Here is a 22,013-nt window from a genome sequence, read left to right on the forward strand (position 1 = left end):
GCCTCCTTTGTGCCTAAAGCACTTCTCGTTCATCTGCAATCAGTCGCCGGCCAATGATCACCCGCATGATCTCATTGGTCCCCTCAAGGATTTGATGAACACGCACATCCCGCACATGGCGCTCCAGCGGGTACTCTTTGATATAACCGTAACCGCCGTGAAGCTGCAGCGCCTCGTTACATACGTTGAAACCAACATCCGTAGCAAAACGTTTGGCCATAGCACAATAGGTGGTTTTATCCGCGTCATCGTTATCCAGTTTCCAGGCTGCCAGGCGAACCATCTGGCGCGCCGCTACCAGCTCGGTGCCCATGTCAGCCAGTTTGAATTGCAATGCCTGAAAGGCCGCAATGGGTTTACCAAACTGCTCACGCTCCTGCATATAATCACGGGCGGTATTCAGTGCCTGTTGTGCAGTTCCCAAAGAACAGGTGGCAATATTTATGCGTCCGCCATCCAGGCCCTTCATGGCAAGTTTGAAGCCTTCACCTTCATTGCCCAGTAGCCACTGTGAATCAACTTTAACGTCTTCAAATGTGATCATGCGTGTAGGCTGTGCATTCCAGCCCATCTTTTCCTCGGGCTTGCCATAGGTAATACCCTCGGCATCCGCCGGAACCGCAAACGCAGACACACCTTTAGCACCCGATTCACCGGTTCTGGCCATAACCACCAACACATCCGTGCTGCCGGCACCGGAAATAAACACTTTTGATCCGTTGAGTAAATAATGATCGCCGTCTTTACGTGCACTGGTTTTAAGGGATGCGGCGTCTGAACCGGCCCCGGGTTCGGTCAGGCAGTAAGAGGCCAGTTTTTGTCCGGTGACCAGTGATTCACACCACATCTGTTTAACCGCATCCTGTCCCCAGGTAGCAATCATCCACGTTGCCATATTATGGATAGTGAGCATCGCTGTTGTGGTCGTACACCCCATCGCCAGTTGCTCAAATATTATGGATGAGTCCAGACGGCTAAGGCCCAGGCCGCCGGCTTCCTCAGGTGTATAAAGCCCGCAAAAACCCAGTTCGCCGGCCTGCTGAATAGCCTCTACCGGAAAATGATGCTCGCGATCCCACGCTGCCGCATTAGGCGCCAGCACCTCACGGGCAAACTGACGCGCGGTGTCAGCAAAAGCCTGTTGATCATCAGTAAGTTCAAAATTCATAACCGCTACTTACCCCAGTGAAATTGTCATATTCGGGCCACCCGGAATATCATCTTCCAGCCAGCGCGATGTGATGGTTTTGGTTTCTGAATAAAAGCGAATCGCCTGTTTACCGTATGCATGCAGATCGCCAAAGAACGAGTTTTTCCATCCGGTGAATGAGAAAAATGGCAGAGGAACCGGGATCGGAATATTAATCCCTACCTGTCCTACTGTAACCTCATGCTGATACTTACGTGCTGCAGCACCGTTTGACGTAAATATTGACGTACCATTACCGTACGGATTGTTGTTTACCAGCGTCAACGCATCATCCAGTGAGTCCGCGTTCATAATGGATAATACCGGACCAAAGATTTCTTCCTTGTAAATATCCATCTCGTCAGTTACATCGCTAAATACGGTCGGACCGATCCAGTTACCATTTTCAAAGCCCTCAACCGTAAAGTCTGACCCATCTACCAGACAGGTTGCGCCCTGCTCTTTGCCACTCTTAATAAGACGTAATACACGCTCTTTTGCCTGCGGGCTGATGACTGGCCCATATGCAGAATCTTTCTTATCCCAGGGGCCTGGCTTAACGGCTTTAATACGTTCAGCCAGCTCAGGGATCCATTTTTGTGCTTCACCCACAAACACCGCGACCGAAATTGCCATACAACGCTGACCTGCTGCACCGACAGAGGCGCCCACCAGGTTATTCAGAACATGCTCTTTATTGGCGTCAGGCATAATGACAGTGTGGTTTTTCGCGCCGGCAAAACACTGAGCGCGTTTCATATGCGCCGTCGCGGTGCGATAGATGTGCTGACCCACCGGTACAGAGCCGACAAACGAAACCGCCTTGATGTCGGGGTGCGTTAGCAGCGGTTCAACCTGTTCTTTACCACCGTGAATAACATTGAGTACGCCATCGGGTGCGCCGGCTTCTTTGAAAAGTTCCGCCAGACGAACCGGCGTCAAGGGATCCTGCTCAGAGGGTTTAAGTACAAAGGTATTACCACAGGCGATAGCCAGCGGGAACATCCACAGTGGGATCATCGCCGGAAAGTTGAACGGCGTAATTCCTGCGCACACACCAAGTGGCTGTGTATAGCTGTAGGTATCAATGCCACGCGCAACATTTTCTGCTGTTTCGCCCATCATCAGCGAAGGCACATTCATGGCCTGTTCAACCACCTCAATACCACGCCATACATCGCCCATCGCATCATCAAAGGTTTTACCGGTTTCCTGCGCCAGTGTTTCCGCAATATCTTTTTGATGTTCTTTAAGCAGCGCCTGATAACGCATCATCAAACGAGCGCGTTCTGTGACAGGGACATCTTTCCAGGTTTCAAAGGCTGTTTTTGCAGAAGCAATGGCCTGCGTGATTTCTTCCTCTGTCGCACATGGCGCTTGTGCTATGACTTCGTTGTTGGCCGGATTGGTAACATCAATGTACTGAGTTGTATCAGATTTTTTGAACTCACCATTGATTAATAAGGGTACATGTTTCATCGCTGTTTCCTTAGATAAACGGACGTTGGAGACACCTTAACTCTGGCTCCCCTTGACGTAAACGTTAACCATAAACGTAAGGTTGGTTTTTTGTAAACATAATGTGACATGAAAAGTCTCAGAATGCGATGACTGATTCAACACGTCAGACGAGATAAATATGAAGTTATGATGACGGTGCAATTCTGTGCTGGTATGCTCACCAGTGATGTCGCCTCATACTGCGTACTGTCAGTATTAGCCAAATATAAAAAATGACACTGACAAACGATTAAATGACTTACCGCGTTGCAATTGTAGAAGATAATGCCACTGCCCGGGCCACACTCAGAAGCCACCTTCTGCAGATTGAGCCGTTTACGATCAGCAGCTTCAGCCAGGGAAGTGAATTACAGTCGGCGCTGCGTGTCCAGCACTTCGAAATTATCATTTTCGACTATTATCTGGGTGAAACAAAAACCGGCGTAGAGTGGCTTACTACCCTGCGTCAGGCGCGCTTTATTCGTCCGGGTACCGGTATTATCTTTATCACCTCGGACAGGCTCCCTCAGACGATTGGCGAAATTATCGATTGTGAGCCTGATTTATTACTGATCAAGCCTTATAACCTGCAGACCTTATCCCGTGGCATCAAACAGTATCTGACCTACCGAAAAGTTGCGCACAACGCGTTGCAGGCGCTTGATGACCAGCGGCCTGACAAGGCGTTAAAGTTGCTAAAAGCCTCTCTGGAGCAGGAAATACCGCTACGTATTCGTACCGATATTATCAAACTGAAAGCCCGCCTGTTGTTTGAGTCTGGTGACATACAACAAGCCCGACAGCTTTACGAAGCGGTGTTAGTAGATTGTGAGCGTGTGCTGTGGGCGCAATGGGGCAAGGTTAAGTGCCTGTATATGGAAGGGCGTTGGCATCATTGTCAGGACGATCTTACCGACCTAATTGAAAGTGAGCTGGCAAAAAACAAAGCATTTGAATGGCTGGCCGGCCTCAGTTTTGAACAAAAAGCCTACGAGAAGGCAGAGTATTATCTTGATCACATCGCTTTTTCAGCATTAAGTATCGCCGCAACGCGATTAAAATCACTGACCTATCAGCGCCAGGATCGTGTGCTTGATGCCATCGAACTCCTGCAGAAAAAACGCCACGCGCATACGTCATCAAAAGAAACCTTTAACGAATTCACCTTTGAGCTGGCTGAATTTTATCTGTCTATTGCAGAACATCAGCCTGCTGCGAACCGGAGTGAAAGCCTCAGTCAGGCGCGCCGCCTGATAGGTGTGGCTGGCCGCCACAACCATGACGCACAACACGGTCAGAAACAGGCTGTACTCATGGCGTATGCGGCAGTGTTGGACGGCGATGAGCATCGCGCACAGGTCTTGTTCGATCATGAAACCACAGAGTATTTTGCACGCACCGATGCTGCAACACTCATCAATGCCGCCAAGGTCTATTCGTATTTACGCCAACCGGAAAAAGTCAGGGAGATGTTGTCACTGGCTCACGACAGAACACAGGACAATCTCAGTCTGGCCCAGCGTACCTCTCATCAGGAAGCATTGCGCACCGCCGAGCAGCAGCTGGGCGTTGCCGCTGAGCAAGCTTTTGAACTCAATGATATTGGCACCAAATGGTTTTTACAAAAGCGTTATTTGAAAGCCATGTATTACTTTTATCAGGCCCATACATTGCTACCCGGAACGGCGGCATTTGCGCTTAACCTGTTGCATTGTATGACTGAGGCGGGGATAGCCAACTACCGGACAACCAGTGCACAGGCACTGTTTACCCAGCTCACCGCCACGACTTTATCTGCCTCCAATCAAAACAGACTGCAGAAAATTGAAAAGATGTATGCAAACAAGCCTGAGTTAAACAGCGGCGCCAATCATCATTAGTTGACTGTCGCGATAATACTGACTGGCTACTCAGCTGTGAAAGTACCGGCTGTGATTCTGATATAAAGGCATACATCAGGGATGCAAACGGGTTAGCAGGCTGGAGGTGTCCCAGCGCCCTCCTCCGCATTTTTGCACATCAGCATAATACTGATCTACCAATGCGGTGAGAGCCAGTGTTGACCCGTTTTTACGCGCTTCTTCCAGTGCAATATGCAAATCTTTACGCATCCAGTCTACCGCAAAGCCAAATTCGTACTCGCCGTTCATCATTGTGGCCGCTCTGTTTTCCATTTGCCAGGATTGCGCCGCCCCTTTGCTGATCACCTCAATCACTTGGTTACAATCAAGGCCGGCCCTTTCACCAAAATGCAGTGCTTCTGCCAATCCCTGCACAATGCCAGCAATACAGATTTGGTTCATCATTTTTGCCAACTGTCCACTGCCAGCATCGCCTATACGCTGAACGTGCCGGGCAAATACCTGCATAACGGGCAGCGCACGCTCAAAGGTATCAGTGCGGCCGCCGACCATAACCGTTAGCTGCCCGTTCTGCGCACCGGCCTGTCCGCCAGAAACAGGCGCATCCAGAAACCCGATTTGTTTGTCTGCGCACATCGCATCCAGCTGACGAGCCAGTTCCGCTGATGCAGTCGTATGATCAATCAGAATACTGTCAGGCTTCATAGCGGCTATAGCCTGCTGCGCCACTTCGCTAACATCGTTATCATTGCCCACGCACATCAACACGATATCCGCACCGGTAACAGCGTCAGTTATGGTGTGTGCCATTTGACCGGCGTAGTGCTTACACCAGTTACTAACTTTTTCCGTAGTACGATTGAATACGGTGACGTCGTATCCGTTGTCTGACAAGTGACCTGCCATGGGATACCCCATAACGCCTAAACCAAGAAAACAAACTTTTTTCATTGCTATACTCTGCGTATGACTGATTAATAATGCTTATGCTGCCACAAACTGTGCGAAGTGCATAATGAGACAGTATGTCGTGTTTTTTTTGTCTAACACAATCTTTGGATGACAAGTATGCAATGCAAAATTGGTGTATTTAGCTGTCAGGCGTATGATCGCGACACCCTCAGCCAGGCGGCAGCCCAACATGCTGGTGCAGAATTACGGTATTTTGAGACCGCACTTACCCAGCAATCCGTTTCGTTATGTCAGGGACTGGATACGGTATGCGTATTTGTTAATGATACGCTGGATGAGTCTGTGGTCAGCGCACTGGCAAAGCTGGGCGTACGACATATTGCACTACGCTGTGCTGGTTATAATAATGTGGACTTAAAAGCTGCCAAAAAATACCGCGTGTGCGTGACACGTGTACCAGCCTATTCACCACACAGCGTTGCCGAACACGCGATCGCCCTCATGTTAACGCTTAACCGTAAAACCCACCGTGCGTTTAATCGCGTCAGAGAGGGAAATTTTAATTTAAACGGACTGATGGGCTTTACCCTTCATGGTAAACGCGTAGGTGTTATCGGCACAGGACATATCGGTAAGGCAACAGCCCATATATTAAAGGGCTTCGGCTGTGAGGTACTTTGCTATGATCCTCAGCCTGATAGCACACTGGCAATTGACTGTACCTATACATCAATTCACGAAATTCTGAGTAAAAGCGATATTATCACGCTGCACTGCCCGTTAAATGACGACACCTATCATCTGATTAACCGCCAGAGTATCGGACAAATGAAAGATGGGGTTATGCTGATTAATACATCCAGAGGCGCCCTGATTGATACTAAAGCAATGATTACCGGCCTGAAATCTGAAAAAATCGGCAGTCTGGGTATCGACGTTTACGAACAAGAGGCATCGCTGTTTTTTTCTGACCATTCGATGGAAATCATTCACGATGATATTTTTGAGCGCCTGCAAACGTTTCCGAATGTACTGATTACCGGTCACCAGGGCTTTTTCACCCGAGAAGCCATGGAAGAGATTGCCTCTGTGACACTCGCTAATATTGTAAATTTCTGTCAGGGAAGATTAAGTGATAACAACCGGGTAATTTAGTTTTTCTCGAGCATAAGATGAAAATATTTACCCATCCAGCAAAAGGGCTCCTGTGCGCGATATTGTCTTTCAAGTGTCAGTAGCTGCTCAAAAATATCGTCTGATTCGGGTTTGTTTTTCATGTAATCATGAAAACACCGGATCCCGGATTTGGCTAACACTGTCATATTTTGCTGCTCAACAAAATTAATCACATCCACTGGCCGCAAGGCATTCGTGGGATTGAGCCTGACCTGGTTTTTAACCTTCAAGCCTCGCGCAATATAATCAAAATTGCCATAAACCGCATTGGTGAAAAGCGCGGCATCACGGTTAAAAAAGCTGAGACTTAACCGGCTGCCCGGGCGCATCTTTTCAGCAATAAATTGAAGCGCGTCAAATGGCTCGGCCAGCCATTCAAGTACAGCATGGCAAACAATCAAGTCATAGGAATCAAGCTGCTGGATTTGCTGAAGTGGGCAGTGAGTTATATCCACCTGGGGAAAATCATGTAAAAGATCAGCCGCCAGGTTAAGTATGTCCCGGGAGGCATCGGTCAGCGTGACATGATGCCCCTGAACGGCCAACTCCCTGGCCATAATGCCTGTACCACCGCCAATTTCAATGATCCGCTGTGCTGGCGTATCCAGAAACGGCTGTATTGACTCCAGTAACAATAAGTGACGCAGTTTCCCCTTGGTTGTGCCATAAATATTTCGCACGAACTTATCGGCAATACCGTCAAAATACTGGTCAGTGGCTTTCATTTTGTTTATTTACACTCAGGCTGGATTATCAATGTCTATGAAGGTGGTCGCCAGCCCGAACTTTTCCTGTAAAAATTCGCCCAGCGCCTTTACGCCATAACGTTCGGTCGCGTGATGCCCACAAGCGAAAAAATGAATGCCCTGCTCTCTTGCACTATGGATCGTCTGTTCAGAAACTTCACCACTGATAAACGCATCAATGCCCGCCTGCGCGACACTGTCGATGAAGCCCTGTCCGCCACCCGTACACCATGCAACAGTGGAAATGGGCTGATCAGGATCCCCTTCAACTAACGGCGCTTTACCCAGTGCAGCCTGAATATTGTCCGCCAAATCCTGTTGCGAGACCGGGGTTTCAAGCCGTGCTTCGAAAACAATTCTCTGGGGACTGATATCAGCGTGTGGCCGGGCATTTTCAAAGTTAAGTAATTTGCCTAATTGCGCATTGTTACCCAGTGTCGTATGCACATCTATGGGCAGGTGATAAGCAAACAAATTAATGTCATTTTCCAGCAGCGACTTTATACGTCGCTTCTTCATGCCGGTAATGACGTCGGCTTCACCTTTCCAGAAATAGCCATGATGAACAATAATAGCATCTGCATTTTGTTCAATAGCCGCATCAATCAGCCGTTGCGATGCTGTAACACCGGTAATAATTCGCTTAATACGATCTTTACCCTCAACCTGCAGTCCATTGGGACAATAATCTTTAATATCTGCGGGTTTGAGTAGGCCATCGAGAACTCGCTGCAATTCAGTTCTGCTGATCATTTAACGCTCCTGTCGCCTGCAATTTTATGGCGGCAAGTGTAACAAATGTAAACGGAAAATGTGGAGTTATTGGCCGGCAATTCCGGTAGCGACAAAAGGAATCAGATGGTCGATAACGCCAACCACATCAACGTCCTGATTGAAGTCAGAATGGGCAATTTGCGTCAATGCACTGCTTGATGACATCGAGAAGACAAAGGCGCCCATGGCAAAATGTAAGCGCCAGAAAAGTTCATCGTTTTGAATATCCGGTAGTCGTCTGTGAATTTCAGTGAGCAGCTTAGTAACACTGTGGCCGTAATGCCCCATAATGAAACGGCGCAGGTGACCTTGCGTCTCGTTGTACCCTTTGCCCAGTAACATCACAAAAGTTGCAGTACCATTCGGGCGAACGTCATTGAGACACAACATGGGCGGGACTAACGCTTCAAGCAACTCAACGATGCCCTGTCTGCCGGTGGATAAGGGAAGTGAATCCAGCGTCTCATCAATCCGGGGCATCAGAATATCAAAATACCGTTTGAAAACGGACTGGATAAGGTTTTTTTTGCTGCCGTAATGATAGTTGACCGAGGCGAGATTGACACTGGCACCGCTGGTAATGGCACGCATTGAAGTTTGGTCGAAGCCCTGCTCAGCAAACAGGGCTTCAGCCACATCCAAAATCTGAATTTTGGTGGGTTTTGTCATTATTGAACCAGTGGTTAATGGAACCAGGTGCGTGTTTGGCTCCACAACCGCATGAGTTGCTGCTGTGCCACGCTGGCAAATGACATACCCAGCTTTTCAGCCATATTTTTCTTATGCGAATATTTTACGCTGTAAATTTCTTTGTCAGGGTAAGCAGACAGAATATAGTCATCAGAGGTCATTATAGTATCCACCAGACCGAGCTCTTTGGCTTTAACGCCTGGCCAGAACTCACCCGTGGCGACTTTCTCTATGTCCATTTGTGAGCGTTGCTCACTGACCCAGTCTTTGAACAGTACATGAATTTCTTCAATTTCCTCACGAAACTTTTCGCGGCCTTCATCAGTATTTTCACCAAATACTGTTAACGTGCGTTTATAAGCGCCCGCCGTATGCTGTTCAAACTCAATGTCATTTTTCTTCAGCACTTTATGAAAATTAGGTAACTGCGCCAAAACGCCAATTGAGCCAATATACGCAAACCGGGAGGCCAGTAGATTATCGGCAACGCACGCCATCATGTAGCCACCACTGGCAGCGACTTTATCTACAGAAACCGTAAGTTTGATGCCTTTGTCTTTAATACGATGCAGCTGTGCGGCGGCCAGACCATAACCATGCACAACTCCCCCTCCACTTTCCAGCTTGACCAGAACTTCATCCTGCGATTCGGCAACACACAAGATCGCTGTGACTTCTTCGCGCAAACGTTCAACTTCATGGGCATCCATAGACCCTTTAAATTCAATCACAAACAAGCGTGACCGATCCTGTTTTTCTTTATCCTTGTCTTTCGCTTCTTTCTTCTGCTGCTTAGCCAGTTTTTTCATGCTCGCTTTATCCAGCAACACAGAGCGTGCGTAATTGGTGATGTCTTTTAATTGTTCGTTTAAAGAGGCAATCTCAAGGTGGCCCTTACCAGGCTTTTGACGATTTGCAGCACCGACTACCGATGCCACAATAATTACAAAAGCGGCAACAAAGGTGACGGCTTTTGCCAGAAAAAGCCCATATTCGTACAGAAACTCCAAGTTTGACTCCTGCTACTGATTGTCAGTTTATTTAGTGAGTTAATTTTGCTGGCATAAGTGTACCAGCGTTCACCTGTCGTGACGACATTGATGTTGTTTAGCGCATAAAAAAGGCCAGCATCTGCTGGCCTTTCACAACATCAAACTGTTAGTTGGCAACAACATCCTCGTTGTTGATTTGAATAACAGTACCTTCAGTAGCAATATAGGTTGCCACCTCACGCTGCATTTCTTCAGTGGTTGCCGCACTGGCATCAGGGCTAAGACTTGATGCGTGTGCGCCTTCGGTAAAGCGAACCTGACCTGAAACCGGATCGCCGGTCACCGTCGAGCTTACTTGCTCCAACCCGATGATTCGAGCCAACGGATTCTGGCCTGACAGCGGCAAACTGGTAGATACCGGGATCACCTGATCAGGCTTGTTTTCTTCGCTACCATCACCTACAACAGTCATCATGTGTACCGGCGTTGTTTCCCCCAGCGTCATGGCGTAGTTGTTAGGATCACCCTTATCCAATACTGACTGGGCAGCAAAAGCGAACTCACTCAGTGTTGCCTGCACACCCGCCGCCTGTTCTGGCGTCAGGGCCGCTTCAAATTGTGTCACTGCTGCGACTAATTGCTCCTGCGTAACATCCGTTGTTTCGTAAAGCTGCTGCAACAACCCCTGAAACTCTTCTGAGGACTCAGACAGCAACAAGCCTTTGATTAGCGGACCGAAACGAGGTGACTCAATCAGGAATTGCGCCAGACCACCTCCCGGAGATTCCAGAGACGCAACATCTACGGCATATGCACCATCAAGGGCCGCCAAATCGCCACCCATTGATGAATTTGCAACCGCAGCAAAGTTACCGCCGGTAATCGCACCCAGCGAGACGCCCATCACTGACACACGACCCAGGTTAACGTTGACATCCTGGTCAGTCGTCATATCCATAAGTGCATTCATGCCCAGGCGAAGCCCTAGTAAATCTGCAACGCTTTGACGCAAATTGTCACGAGCGGTAGGCAAGCTGCCTAAATTCATATAATGAACCGGGGTTACGGTTGTAGCATTGATATCGTCAGTTCCATCCATATCAACATCAAAGCCACGCGAGCCATGCAGAGGCTGGTCAATAGCGACAGTAGCAATACCAGCCAGAGAAAGGGTTCCGGTAATCGCCAGCATGTCTTCTTTCTTGCTGGTGATGCCATGATACAGAATAACGACCGGCCACCCTGATTCTGGCTGACTGATAGAAAAGCCAAGTCCTGCTGCCACCGCAGGATCAGGCACGGTCACCTGAACATCCAGTTGCTGCATACTTGTTGCCTGAGGAACAGGATTAAAGCGGGTTACGTTACGCTTAGGATCGAGTTTTTCACCTTTGACACGCAGGTCAGCCAAACCAAGCTGCTGACACAGAGGATTATTTGGACCGGCTTCGGCAGCGGCTTTGGTTTCATCAGAGACCGCACCTAACACAATGCCGCTGTCACAGGCTGCATGCCAGAACTCATTGACCGGCGCCATGGGGTTCTCTTCAGTTGGTACGCCAAGGTAATAAGGCAGCGTAATATTTCCCTGATAATGCTTAGCGGCGCAGAACGAGCCGACTTGCTGCAGCAAGCCACTGGCCAGCGGCTGTGCAAATTCGTTCAATGCGCCGTAGGTCGCAGCCATTTCACCTGCGGCCGTAGTCAGCAAACCACTACAGGTTTGTAACCCGTCAAAGCCACCCGCTTCAAGCGTAGCCTGAATCGCACCTTGCGTTGCCTCATCCAATCCTTCGGCGCCCTGAGCAACCGCGCCGGCAAGCACCTCGTCACTAACCAGGTTTAACGCCTCCATAGCATTAGTTGCACCTGTCGAATCGTTAACCTGAAGCGCAGGTAAAGATTGACCGGCGGTAGGATCGCCCGCAGCGACTTTCGCTGCATACGTAGAGATAGCCACCTTTTTAAGTGCTGAAAGAGATTGCCCTACTGACTGAGTCGTGAACGCGGAGACATATGTCAGCTCCTCACGGGAAAAGCCCGCCTCTTCCAGCGGCGTTACATAGGTATTTACCAGCGTTTGCAACTGCAGCTGCGACGCGGTAGAAAGCGGCTTAGTATCAATATCCTGCTTAACCAGATCCCATGTTGTCGACCCCATGACAGATTTACCACTGGTATCCTTCAATCCGGTGGTCATGATCAACATATAACCCTGAGCAGATTTCAGTGGACGCAGTGGAATCACCGAAATGGTATCGCCATCAACCAGTCTGAGCGCATAATCAGTACCCAGTTCCAGCGCATCACCAACTTTACAGCCAGATGATGGGATTTCAGCAGCGGCACAATCCGGATCACTCTGATCCAGGCCTAATGTTGCTTCATGAATATAGATACCGGCACCAAGGGTCGACTCATCAATAGCGGTGTCCCCTGGGGTTTCAACATCGATGACAAACGGATGTTGGGTTGACCAGCCATCCAGGGTGTTGAGTGCTGCACGCGGATCGCTGAAATCATTCGGATCAGCCACTGGAATATTCAGTGTATAATCAAAAAATCCATCATCGCCGGGCAGCATAAGTAAATCGTTCGGCGTATTCAAATTACCGTTGGCCGGGTCAAAGACAATACGGGAAAAGGGTGTCTGATCGGGCGTATCCGCCTCTATATCATCAATTGATTCGCCTGAGCCTCCGCACCCTGCTAACCCCAGTGCCATGGCAACACTGGAACTGATAAGTAGTTTTCTCATTGTTTCTCCCTATGACTCATTGTTTTTATTGTCTGTCTAAACCCCTGACCCTGTCTGCCCGCTGGCAGGCACCTTAGTCAACGATACTGACATCAAATCTGATTTCTAACATGTAAGACCAGTTTATTATTAAGCAATATTATTGACTTTGCAGCAACTTTGCAAAACTTTGTTAACTTTTTATTTTCTTTATTAACGTTGCGCTTAATCCTGCGCGTTTACCCGCTGAACCGGCATACGCTTTCATCGATTCGTTTCCCGTATTATGCTTGCGCTATAACCTACTTATCAGGGAGAGTGAATGAACGATTATAATGCGCCAGAAAACGTGTTAAGTGAAAAAGTGATTCTGATTACCGGTGCCGGCGCCGGTATTGGGGCTGAAGCAGCAAGAACATTTGCCCGTTTCGGAGCCACATGTATTTTGCTGGGACGAACGGTCAGTAAGCTCGAGGCGGTTTATGATGAGATTGTAGCGGCAGGATACGCTGAGCCGGCAATTATCCCGCTGGATTTAAAAGGCGCTACGGCAAAGAACTATGAAGATATGGCGCGTACTATACAGGATCAGTTCGGCCGTCTTGATGGCGTGTTACATAATGCCTCTGTGCTTGGTCAGCTCAGCGCATTTGAAGATATTCCCGAAGACGAATGGCAGGATGTCATACAGATAAACCTGACCGGTGCTGCGCTAATGACGCAGAAATTACTTCCGGTGCTCAGACTTGCCGACCATGCATCGGTAGTATTTACCACATCCAGTGTTGGCAGAACAGGGCGCTCATTCTGGGGAACTTATGCGGTGTCTAAATTTGCCACTGAGGGCATGATGCAGGTGCTTGCCTGTGAGTATGAAAACAGGAATGTGCGTTTTAACTGTATCAATCCGGGCGGCACGCGCACAGATATGCGGGCTAATGCCTTTCCGGCAGAAGATCCTCAGACACTGAAAACACCGGCAGATATCATGCCGTTATATTTATACCTGATGGGTGACGATAGTCTGGCAGTAAATGGTCAGTCACTGGACTGTCAGCCAAAATAAAAAGCCGGTTTTGAATGATTCCATAAAAAAAGGTTACCGTCAGGTAACCTTTTTTCGAACATAGAGTAGATAATTACTGGTTCTCGATCTTAGCCCATGTGTCACGCAGACCCACCGTCTGGTTAAAGACAAGCTGACCTTCACTGCTGTCTTTATCACAACAAAAATAACCCGTGCGTTCAAATTGCCAGTTACCGTCATCCACGGTGGCGTGCGCCAGACTGCTCTCCGCGTAGCCATTTTTTACAATAAGTGATGCATCATTAATAGCATTGACAAAGTTTTCCTGCGCAGCAGGATTTGGTACGTTGAATAACCGATCGTACAATCTGAATTGCGCCGGAGCAGCAGTGTTAGCATCTACCCAGTGAATAACGCCCTTCACTTTTCTGCCATCGGCCGGATCTTTACCCAGTGTCTGTTCATCGTACGTACAATAAATGGTTGTGATATTGCCAGCATCATCTTTATCAACACGCTCAGCCTTTATCACATACGCATTACGTAACCGGACTTCTTTACCCAACACCAGGCGTTTGAACTTCTTGTTTGCCTGTTCACGGAAATCTTCAGCTTCTATCCAGATTTCACGGCTAAACGTTATTTCACGGATACCCATTGACTCATCATTAGGGTGATTAGGGGCGGTTAAGGTTTCGCTGCTGCCTTCAGGCAGATTTTCAATGATAACTTTTACCGGCTCCAATACCGCCATTGCTCGAGGTGCATTGACGTTCAGATCGTCACGGATACAGGCTTCCAGCATGCCCATTTCAACCATGTTGTCCATTTTGGTAACGCCAATACGCTTACAAAACTCGCGCACGGCGCCCGGTGTATAACCGCGGCGACGAAGGCCTGCGATCGTCGGCATACGCGGATCGTCCCATCCACTGACATGTTTTTCATCCACCAGCTGAATAAGACGACGTTTACTCAATACCGTGTATTCAAGGTTAAGACGTGAAAACTCATACTGACGTGGGTGTGCGTCAATGGTGATATTGTCGATCACCCAATCGTAAAGACGACGGTTATCCTGAAACTCCAGCGTACACAAAGAATGAGTAATGCCTTCAATCGCATCAGAGATACAATGGGTGAAATCATACATAGGATAAATGCACCACTTATCCTTCGTTTGATGATGGTGAGCAAATTTCACACGGTATATAACCGGATCGCGCATACACATAAACGGTGATGCCATGTCTATTTTCGCGCGAAGACTACACTGCCCTTCCTGATACTCACCGTTCGCCATCTTGGCGAATTCCTGCAGATTTGTCTGCACATCGGTATCACGATATGGGCTGTTGGAACCTGGCTCGGTAAGCGTCCCACGCAGCGCACGCATTTCATCGTGGGTGGAAAAATCCACATACGCCAGGCCTTTTTCAATCAGCTCGACAGCGAAACCATGCAGGCGATCAAAATAATCAGAGGAATAACGGGCCTCTCCGGACCACTCAAATCCCAGCCAATGCACATCTTCTTTAATGCTGTTCACAAAAGAAATGTCTTCTTTTGCCGGATTAGTGTCATCGAAGCGCAAATTGCAGGTGCCCTGATAATCTTCGGCAATGCCAAAGTTCAGACAAATGGATTTAGCGTGGCCAATATGCAAAAAGCCGTTAGGCTCGGGTGGAAAACGCGTTTTCACCTGCTGGTGTAACCCAGACGCCAAATCTTTATCGATAATCTGCCGGATAAAATTGGTCGGACGATTTTCAGTCTCCGCCATTCGCGAATTCCCCTTAATAAACATAGTTAACGAAACAAAGCGAGTATAACATCACCCTTTTACAGGTGATATTTTTTCGTCACCTGGACGCATTAAACGCTTAAAATACCGACGATTACCGGCTATTTATCGCCAGACGGGCCGCTAAACAGCGGGAAAATGACGAATTTATGGTATCGTAGCGTAAAACAGGGTGTGCCTACACCGCATCAAAAAATAGTGTTTATGAAAGAAAAAGCAACCTCCTTTGATATTGCACACCGGGCAGGTGTTTCCCAATCTACCGTATCCCGCGCGCTGAACAACAGCCCACTGGTCAGTCAGGAAACCCGCGATCGTATCGTACAGATCGCCCGGGAACTGAATTATCAGGTGGATAAAAACGCCAGTAATCTTCGCAAACAAAAAAGTAATACGCTTGCGCTGTTACTGTTTGAGGACCCCACCACCGATGATTCACTGATCAATCCGTTTTTCCTGTCCATGCTTGGCAGTATTACCCGCGCCAGCGCCAGCCAGGGTTACGATTTATTGGTGTCGTTTCAGAATATGCAAAGTGACTGGCATGCAGAGTATGAAGATTCAAATAAGGCGGATGGCATCATTTTGCTGGGCTACGGCGATTATAGTGCTTATCGCAGCAAGCTGGACCAGCTCGAGGAGCAAGGTACGCATTTCGTGCGCTGGGGGGCGCAGGATAAAGCGCACCCGGGCGTAAACATTGGCTGTGATAATTATCAGGGCGGTTATGATGTGACTCGCCACCTAATCGGCCTGGGCTATACCTCTTTTGCCTTTATCGGCGATAACGGTGAGGATGCTCCTGAATTCCGGGCGCGGTATCTGGGGTTTACCGATGCACTGAACGAACATGGCCTGTCTGCAGCGTCGCAGCGTCAAATTGACGCTCACTCTACAGAGCCTTCCGGCTATGCGGCAATGCAATCCATGCTAAATATGAAACCACTGCCCCGGGCGGTTGTCTGTGCGTCTGATTTAATTGCGGTTGGAGTTTATGACGCGCTTCGCGAAGCAAACCTGCGTATACCGGAGGATGTGGCTGTGGTCGGGTATGACAACATTCCGATTTCTGGTTATACCACCCCTGCTTTGACAACAGTGCGTCAAAACACGACCAAAGCCGGAGAGTTGCTGGTCAATACATTAATAAAAGCGATCAATAAAGAAGAGGTTGAGGATTATCTGATGCCGGCTGAGCTTATCGTGCGCCGCTCGTGCGGCGCGCAATAAGGGATACATCACTGACGTTGCATTTGTTGCCGGGTTGTTTCCAGCAGCCCGCTGTGTGTCACAGGTGCATTTAGCACCCAGACCTGGGCACTGTTGGGTGCTACGGTGGTTGTAAGTTTACCGTTTGAAGACACCGTGCGGCGCTGCCCGGTTAATTGCTCTTCCCAGTCACCCGTCTGCAGCCACTTGCTAACAGTCATCTGTTCACTTTCATCGCCTTTGTTTAACAGGACCAGCGCAATTTGCCGGGCGTTATCGTCCTGCACGATTCGATAGAAGGCGGCGGTATTTTCTGTGAACGTCAGGTTTACCTGAAGCCCCCGCTGTAGCGCCGGGGTTTGCTTTCTGACATTAGCAATCGTTTTCAGTGATTTATAAATGTCATGGTTACCAGCATTGTCGATGGCATCCTGGCCAAGGTAGTTACGGTTACCAGCATGCTCAGCTGTCCCTCGCATGAATCCAATTTCTGACCCCTGATACACCACGGGAATACCGCGAGCAGTGAATAACCAGTTATGGGCATTGATGAAGCCTTCGTCACTGGCCTGCATGCGCGGCATATCATGGTTGTCATAAAAAGTCGTGAGCTCGTAGGGATTCGCATACGGCCCGTGCGTCAGGAACAGCACGTCCCGTAATTTTTCATAACCCTTACTCTCAGGTGCGTTATTTTCCTGTTGTGATGCCTCTTCTGTTGACGCTTCTCCAAACACCTCATTCATCGCTTTTTGCATTGGAAAGTCCAGTACACTTACCCCACCATTTTTGGGTAATGTGTGCTGGGCAATGAAGTTTGCGTCGTAAACAAAGCTTTCACCAAACATGAAAAAATCAGGATGCTGCTCGCGGATTCGATCTGACATCGTGCGCCAGAAATCGTGCGAAACATGCCGGATGGTATCAATTCTGAAAGCGTCGGCGCCCTGCTCTATCCAGTATAAATAGGAATTAATCAGATAATCCTGAACATCAGGATTGTGCTCATTCAGATTAGATAATTTCGCTAAGTCGGGATAAGGATGAAAGAACGCCTGTAAAGGTTTATCAGTGTCCAGCTCGGTAGGATGCAGGTTTTGATGATCTGCAACCAGCTTACCCTCTGCATCATACAGTTCACCATAACCGGGCTGGTCCTCTGGCATGGTATAGCTGGGAGAGCCATGATTCGCCACAATATCGAACACAGACTTCAGCCCGTAATCATCACGCATTGCCCGGGTATAGTCCGCATAAGATAAGTTTTCGCTGACCAGATGCTCATCGGCTTTATAAAAATTGGTCGCCCAGTAACCATGATAGCCTGTTTTGCCACCATCTTTGAACTGACCACCATAGCTGATGGGCTCGTCTCCGGTGAATGCCTGATCCGGATTATCCAGTACCGGCGTTAGCCAGACCGCGGTAAAGCCGAGATCACTGATATAGTCACCATTATTGAGCACACCTTGTAAATCGCCGCCCATGTATCCAACATTGGCAAACTTGCCCTCCGGCCCATCCAGGCGTAGCTCCCAGGTCGGATGCTCTCCACCCTGGTCTTCATGGTTGTTAGATGGATCGCCGTCGACAAACCTGTCGGTTACCACAAAATAAATTGCCTCTTTGGCGAATGGATTATCTGTTCCCCTGATAACCTCGCTTATCTGCGAGACTGATTTTTCCGGTGAATGGTTTGATGACTGGGCACAACCAATCAGTGCAACGGTGACACTTGCCGCAAGCAAATGGCGACTAAAACGTTTTAACATAAACATCCCTTACTCTTGGCCAGATGCAGGTTGATCAGGCTCTTTAACAAAAAAGACAGCCATGGCACCCGCAATCATTGATACACCTGCCACAACGATGATGTATTTTGCCTCGTTATCAAAAACAGCTGACAGGATATAGCCGGAAAATAAACCGGCGACAATTTGTGGTACGGCAACAGTAAAATTGAAAATTCCCATATAGACACCGGTCTTTTGCGGTGGCAGTGCACCTGCCAACATCGCATAGGGCATTGCCAGAATCGCAGCCCACGCTATACCTATCCCGATCATGGGGATTAGCAGTTTCACCGCGCCCAGTGGTACCGTAACTTCAGTAATAAGCAGATCGACATTGGTTGGGGTGAGATCCTGGAACACCAGAAAGCTGACATAGCCCAGGCCGCCGGCAAGCAGCGATAAGCTGTAAACCAGCTTACGGCCAAATTTGTCAGCCAGCCGGGCCAGAAACACAGAAAATACAGCCGCAAATACAGAATAGGCAGCAAACAGAATTCCCACCCAGTCGCCAGCCGCGCCCTTAGCCAGCACGATCTCCTGGGGGATGACCGCCAGCGTAGACAAGTAGCCGGGATCGAACCATTTTTTATCCACATTCCAAATATGCTGGGTAATCGCAGGCGTGGTATAAACCCACATGATATATAAAGAAAACCAGGAGAAAAACTGAACAACTGCAAGCTGTTTCATGGTGGTGGGCATATTAGCCACCAGCTGTAAGAATGCTTTGAAGCGTTGCCCTATGCTTTGTTTAGTGTCTGGCAGTGGCTCGTCAGTGACATCTTTGTAGTAATTGTATTCTTTGGGCGCGTACTCTTTGGTACGTACTACCGTCCAGATAACACTACCTAACAGCACCGTTGCGCCAATATAGAATGCCCACATCACTGATGGTGCGACTTCGCCCAATTGTGCGGTATTTTCAAGACCGATAACATTGGTCAGCAAAAACGGTAAAATTGAACCAATAACCGCACCAATATTTATCAACAAAGACTGTACAGAGTAGCCTATGTTACGTTGCCGGGGTGGCACCATATCTGAAACCAGAGAGCGGAACGGCTGAAAACAGATATTGAAAGACGCGTCCATCAGCGCCAGCATCAGAGCACCGAATATCATTGGCGTCATTAATGCCACGAACAATGGCGCGTTTGGCATTAGAAACATACCGATGGCAGCAGCGATGGCACCGGCAAGAATATAAGGACGCCGCCGTCCCAGCCGGTTCCAGGTTCTGTCAGAGGCAGCCCCAACAATAGGCTGGATAATCAAACCCATTATCGGTGCAACCAGCCAGAACAACGAGAGTGAGTGGAGATCGGCTCCCAGATCAGAAAGAATGCGTGAAACATTGGCATTTTGTAGCGCAAAGCCAAACTGCACACCTAAAAAGCCGAAGCTGACATTCCAGATTTGCCAGAAGTTTAATCCCGGTTGTTTTGTGTCCATAGTTACCACTAATTATCGTTATTGTTGTTTGTTTACTGTAATAGCCAGACCGTCGCACTTTGAGGTGCAACATCGACCTTAGCGTTTTTTACACTTAGCGACTGTTTATCTTGCCACCCTACCGCGGTAGAGAAACGTTTCAGTACTGGTTCGAACCGTGATAGCGCGACGCTGGCTACCTCATTATTTTTATTGAGTATAACCATCGCGCCTTCACCGGCATCATTCGTCCTGAAGTACACATAAATGCCATCAGCAGGCGCAAAATGCGTAAACTTGCCGGTGGCAACAACAGGATGGTCTTTTCGTAATGCCAGTAATGATTTAATTCGATTATACGCTTGGCGTTGCTCGTCTGAGAGACCCTTCTGTGTAAAGGCGTTCACCTTGTCACCCTGCCAGCCACCCGGAAAGTCGCTTCGAATAATCCCATGGTCATCGCTGTCCGGATTCGCCATTAAAATTTCCGTTCCGTAATATACCTGAGGAATACCGCGCGACGTGAGCAGGAATGTCATCGCCATGTCCCACAGCGGATACGACTCCTCAAGCTGCGTGTAAATCCGGCTCATATCATGATTATCGCCAAAGATAACCAGATTGTAAGGATCACCATAAATAAAGTCGCCCGCTAACAGATTATACAGACTGACAAGACCGGTTCCCCAAGTTTCCTTATCTTTCAGTGCGTTGACCAGTGTATCCTGGAGCGGAAAATCCATAACGCTGGGCAGCGAAGATGCATAATTATCAGCCCGGTAAGAACCAGCCTGCCAGTAAGCGGTAATGACCGGATTGGTTGTCCATTCTTCACCCACAATATTGAGGTTTGGATACTCGCTGGTCAGGCGGGCTGTCCAGTCGGACAGAAACGCTTTATCAGAATACGAGTAGGTATCAACCCGAATGCCACTTAAATTCGCGTATTCAACCCACCAGATTGCGTTTTGAATCAGATAGTTGGCCAGATAAGGATTTCGTTGATTCAAATCTGGCATACTGGGCACAAACCAGCCATCACTAAAGGCCTGCTGATCCGCTTGCACACCATGTGGATCATGTAATGATTCGCGTCGGTGGGTGGTAGGAGAAAACTGACCATCGTGATTTATCCAGTTCTTTGCCGGCATATCTTCCATCCATGGGTGGTTGCTGCCGATATGATTTAATACCATATCCATGATGATGCCTACGCCTTCGTCACCGGCCTGATGGGAAAACTGCCGATACTGGGAGTTAGTACCGTAACGAGGATCAATCTCGTAAAAATCGGTGATGGCATAGCCATGGTAAGAGTGGTCATCCATAGCGTTTTCCAACAAAGGCATTGACCAGATTTGCGTAAAGCCCGTGGACGAAATATAGTCCAACTGATCAATCAGCCCCTGAATATCCCCGCCGTGCCGACCACCAGGCGCGCTTCTGTTTGCTTTATCCTGCAGACCCGACACAGAATCATTGGACGGGTCGCCATTGGCAAACCGGTCAGGCGTTACAAGATAGATGGTATCTTTTTGATTAAAACCCTGGCGATTGGCGGAGTTGTGCGCCCTTTTTTCAATGGTATAGAGGGCTGAATATAACTGCTTACCCTGCTTACTAAATGTTAACGCGTAATCGCCAGGCATCAAATCAGATGTATCAACGTCAATAAACAGATAATTCTTGCTATCCAATGAACTAACCTTGTCTATCTTGAATGTACTGTCTCCGACAGAAACCGTGCTACCCGCGATATCAGGGGCGTGTACCATTAACTGCAATGTTGATGCGCCCATGTTCGCCCACCAATTGGGAGGAGAAATCTGGGGACCGCTTTCAACGCCTTGCGCTGAAAACACGACGCTAAGCGTCGCCAAGCATGCCGGAAATCGTAAACGAGTAGTTCGCATGAATAATCCTGTTTGTAAAGCCGGTGTGTGCTTACCGGCACTTTAGGTTAACAGGATGTTACCCTTTGCAGCCTGTGGTTACCAAGGGTTTGCATACGTATTCACGACTGTTGATTAATGCGCTTAGCGTAAGGTGCTATGCGTAATGCCAGCAAAACAATGAATAAAACAACAACACTATCAGGTTACGCGTAACCACGTAACGCACTGATTTAAAATAAGTAGTGGCAATATTAGTGGTTACAGACCACTTGCCGG

At 48.5% G+C, this 22,013-nt stretch carries 16 protein-coding genes; 4 read left to right on the forward strand and 12 right to left on the reverse strand.

The genetic code is table 11. The features are described 5' to 3' along the window. Positions 1-13: 13 nt before the first annotated feature. On the reverse strand, positions 14-1,168 hold the full coding sequence (locus HHX48_RS02265; protein WP_191022010.1) for an acyl-CoA dehydrogenase family protein: 1,155 nt from the start codon (positions 1,166-1,168) through the stop codon (positions 14-16). A gap of 9 nt (positions 1,169-1,177) precedes the next feature. Beyond that, a complete protein-coding gene (locus HHX48_RS02270; protein WP_191022011.1) occupies positions 1,178-2,668 on the reverse strand; it encodes a CoA-acylating methylmalonate-semialdehyde dehydrogenase in 1,491 nt (496 codons plus the stop codon). Between the two features lie 275 nt (positions 2,669-2,943). Here HHX48_RS02270 and HHX48_RS02275 point away from each other — a divergent pair, with 275 nt between their 5' ends. After that, entirely contained in the window at positions 2,944-4,569 is a 1,626-nt protein-coding gene (locus HHX48_RS02275) for a response regulator (protein ID WP_191022012.1), read from the forward strand. A gap of 75 nt (positions 4,570-4,644) precedes the next feature. Here the strand turns inward: HHX48_RS02275 and HHX48_RS02280 are convergent, their stop codons facing one another. After that, positions 4,645-5,508: an NAD(P)-dependent oxidoreductase gene (locus HHX48_RS02280; RefSeq protein ID WP_317983474.1), complete on the reverse strand. Its 864-nt coding sequence runs from the start codon at positions 5,506-5,508 to the stop codon at positions 4,645-4,647. Positions 5,509-5,619: 111 nt separating this feature from the next. On the opposite strand from HHX48_RS02280, the gene HHX48_RS02285 reads away from it, so the two are divergent. Further along, positions 5,620-6,618, forward strand: coding sequence for a 2-hydroxyacid dehydrogenase (locus HHX48_RS02285; RefSeq protein WP_191022014.1), 999 nt, complete (start codon positions 5,620-5,622; stop codon positions 6,616-6,618). Here HHX48_RS02285 and HHX48_RS02290 read toward each other — a convergent pair. The 5 genes from HHX48_RS02290 to HHX48_RS02310 all read right to left on the reverse strand — a co-directional run bounded on the left by HHX48_RS02290 (position 6,615) and on the right by HHX48_RS02310 (position 12,599). Beyond that, positions 6,615-7,364 carry a methyltransferase gene (locus HHX48_RS02290; protein ID WP_191022015.1) on the reverse strand — a complete coding sequence of 250 codons (750 nt, stop codon included), beginning with the start codon at positions 7,362-7,364 and terminating at the stop codon, positions 6,615-6,617. The two genes, HHX48_RS02285 and HHX48_RS02290, sit on opposite strands and share 4 nt — an antisense overlap. 15 nt (positions 7,365-7,379) lie before the next feature. Beyond that, positions 7,380-8,138 (reverse strand): Nif3-like dinuclear metal center hexameric protein, encoded by a 759-nt coding sequence (locus HHX48_RS02295; protein ID WP_223857963.1) that lies wholly within the window; start codon positions 8,136-8,138, stop codon positions 7,380-7,382. Positions 8,139-8,204: 66 nt separating this feature from the next. Further along, the gene (locus HHX48_RS02300) at positions 8,205-8,828 is read right to left on the reverse strand and encodes a TetR/AcrR family transcriptional regulator (protein WP_191022016.1); all 624 of its coding nucleotides are present in this window, start codon (positions 8,826-8,828) and stop codon (positions 8,205-8,207) included. 14 nt (positions 8,829-8,842) lie between these two features. Further along, positions 8,843-9,859, reverse strand: a complete 1,017-nt coding sequence (gene sohB / locus HHX48_RS02305) for a protease SohB (protein ID WP_191022017.1) — start codon at positions 9,857-9,859, stop codon at positions 8,843-8,845. A 148-nt stretch (positions 9,860-10,007) separates the two neighbouring features. Continuing rightward, positions 10,008-12,599: a VolA/Pla-1 family phospholipase gene (locus HHX48_RS02310; RefSeq protein ID WP_191022018.1), complete on the reverse strand. Its 2,592-nt coding sequence runs from the start codon at positions 12,597-12,599 to the stop codon at positions 10,008-10,010. A gap of 301 nt (positions 12,600-12,900) precedes the next feature. Between HHX48_RS02310 and HHX48_RS02315 the strand changes: the two genes are divergently transcribed. Next, positions 12,901-13,644 (forward strand): YciK family oxidoreductase, encoded by a 744-nt coding sequence (locus tag HHX48_RS02315; RefSeq protein ID WP_191022019.1) that lies wholly within the window; start codon positions 12,901-12,903, stop codon positions 13,642-13,644. 73 nt (positions 13,645-13,717) lie between these two features. On the opposite strand, the gene glnS is transcribed toward HHX48_RS02315, so the two are convergent. Next, positions 13,718-15,388: a glutamine--tRNA ligase gene (gene glnS / locus HHX48_RS02320; RefSeq protein ID WP_191022020.1), complete on the reverse strand. Its 1,671-nt coding sequence runs from the start codon at positions 15,386-15,388 to the stop codon at positions 13,718-13,720. A 225-nt stretch (positions 15,389-15,613) separates the two neighbouring features. Here glnS and HHX48_RS02325 point away from each other — a divergent pair, with 225 nt between their 5' ends. Further along, a complete protein-coding gene (locus HHX48_RS02325) occupies positions 15,614-16,639 on the forward strand; it encodes a LacI family DNA-binding transcriptional regulator (RefSeq protein WP_191022593.1) in 1,026 nt (341 codons plus the stop codon). An 8-nt stretch (positions 16,640-16,647) separates the two neighbouring features. Here HHX48_RS02325 and HHX48_RS02330 read toward each other — a convergent pair whose 3' ends face one another. From HHX48_RS02330 to HHX48_RS02340, 3 genes are read right to left on the reverse strand one after another with little or no spacing between them, the layout of a single operon-like run. Beyond that, positions 16,648-18,390, reverse strand: a complete 1,743-nt coding sequence (locus HHX48_RS02330; RefSeq protein WP_191022021.1) for an alpha-amylase family glycosyl hydrolase — start codon at positions 18,388-18,390, stop codon at positions 16,648-16,650. Between the two features lie 9 nt (positions 18,391-18,399). Beyond that, positions 18,400-19,863, reverse strand: coding sequence for an MFS transporter (locus HHX48_RS02335; RefSeq protein WP_191022022.1), 1,464 nt, complete (start codon positions 19,861-19,863; stop codon positions 18,400-18,402). Between the two features lie 32 nt (positions 19,864-19,895). Then, positions 19,896-21,755 (reverse strand): glycoside hydrolase family 13 protein, encoded by a 1,860-nt coding sequence (locus HHX48_RS02340; protein WP_191022023.1) that lies wholly within the window; start codon positions 21,753-21,755, stop codon positions 19,896-19,898. Positions 21,756-22,013 lie beyond the last annotated feature (258 nt).

The organism is Salinimonas profundi, assembly GCF_014750655.1.
In the GTDB taxonomy this organism is placed as follows: Bacteria; Pseudomonadota; Gammaproteobacteria; order Enterobacterales; family Alteromonadaceae; genus Alteromonas; species Alteromonas profundi_A.

Bases quoted from the DNA above. Each gene is read 5' to 3' on its own strand.
- HHX48_RS02265 (WP_191022010.1), bottom strand. From the start codon at position 1,168: ATGAATTTTGAACTTACTGATGATCAACAGGCTTTTGCTGACACCGCG.
- HHX48_RS02270 (WP_191022011.1), bottom strand. From the start codon at position 2,668: ATGAAACATGTACCCTTATTAATCAATGGTGAGTTCAAAAAATCTGAT.
- HHX48_RS02275 (WP_191022012.1), top strand. From the start codon at position 2,944: ATGACTTACCGCGTTGCAATTGTAGAAGATAATGCCACTGCCCGGGCC.
- HHX48_RS02285 (WP_191022014.1), top strand. From the start codon at position 5,620: ATGCAATGCAAAATTGGTGTATTTAGCTGTCAGGCGTATGATCGCGAC.
- HHX48_RS02290 (WP_191022015.1), bottom strand. From the start codon at position 7,364: ATGAAAGCCACTGACCAGTATTTTGACGGTATTGCCGATAAGTTCGTG.
- HHX48_RS02295 (WP_223857963.1), bottom strand. From the start codon at position 8,138: ATGATCAGCAGAACTGAATTGCAGCGAGTTCTCGATGGCCTACTCAAA.
- HHX48_RS02300 (WP_191022016.1), bottom strand. From the start codon at position 8,828: ATGACAAAACCCACCAAAATTCAGATTTTGGATGTGGCTGAAGCCCTG.
- HHX48_RS02310 (WP_191022018.1), bottom strand. From the start codon at position 12,599: ATGAGAAAACTACTTATCAGTTCCAGTGTTGCCATGGCACTGGGGTTA.
- HHX48_RS02315 (WP_191022019.1), top strand. From the start codon at position 12,901: ATGAACGATTATAATGCGCCAGAAAACGTGTTAAGTGAAAAAGTGATT.
- glnS (WP_191022020.1), bottom strand. From the start codon at position 15,388: ATGGCGGAGACTGAAAATCGTCCGACCAATTTTATCCGGCAGATTATC.
- HHX48_RS02325 (WP_191022593.1), top strand. From the start codon at position 15,614: ATGAAAGAAAAAGCAACCTCCTTTGATATTGCACACCGGGCAGGTGTT.
- HHX48_RS02330 (WP_191022021.1), bottom strand. From the start codon at position 18,390: ATGTTAAAACGTTTTAGTCGCCATTTGCTTGCGGCAAGTGTCACCGTT.
- HHX48_RS02335 (WP_191022022.1), bottom strand. From the start codon at position 19,863: ATGGACACAAAACAACCGGGATTAAACTTCTGGCAAATCTGGAATGTC.
- HHX48_RS02340 (WP_191022023.1), bottom strand. From the start codon at position 21,755: ATGCGAACTACTCGTTTACGATTTCCGGCATGCTTGGCGACGCTTAGC.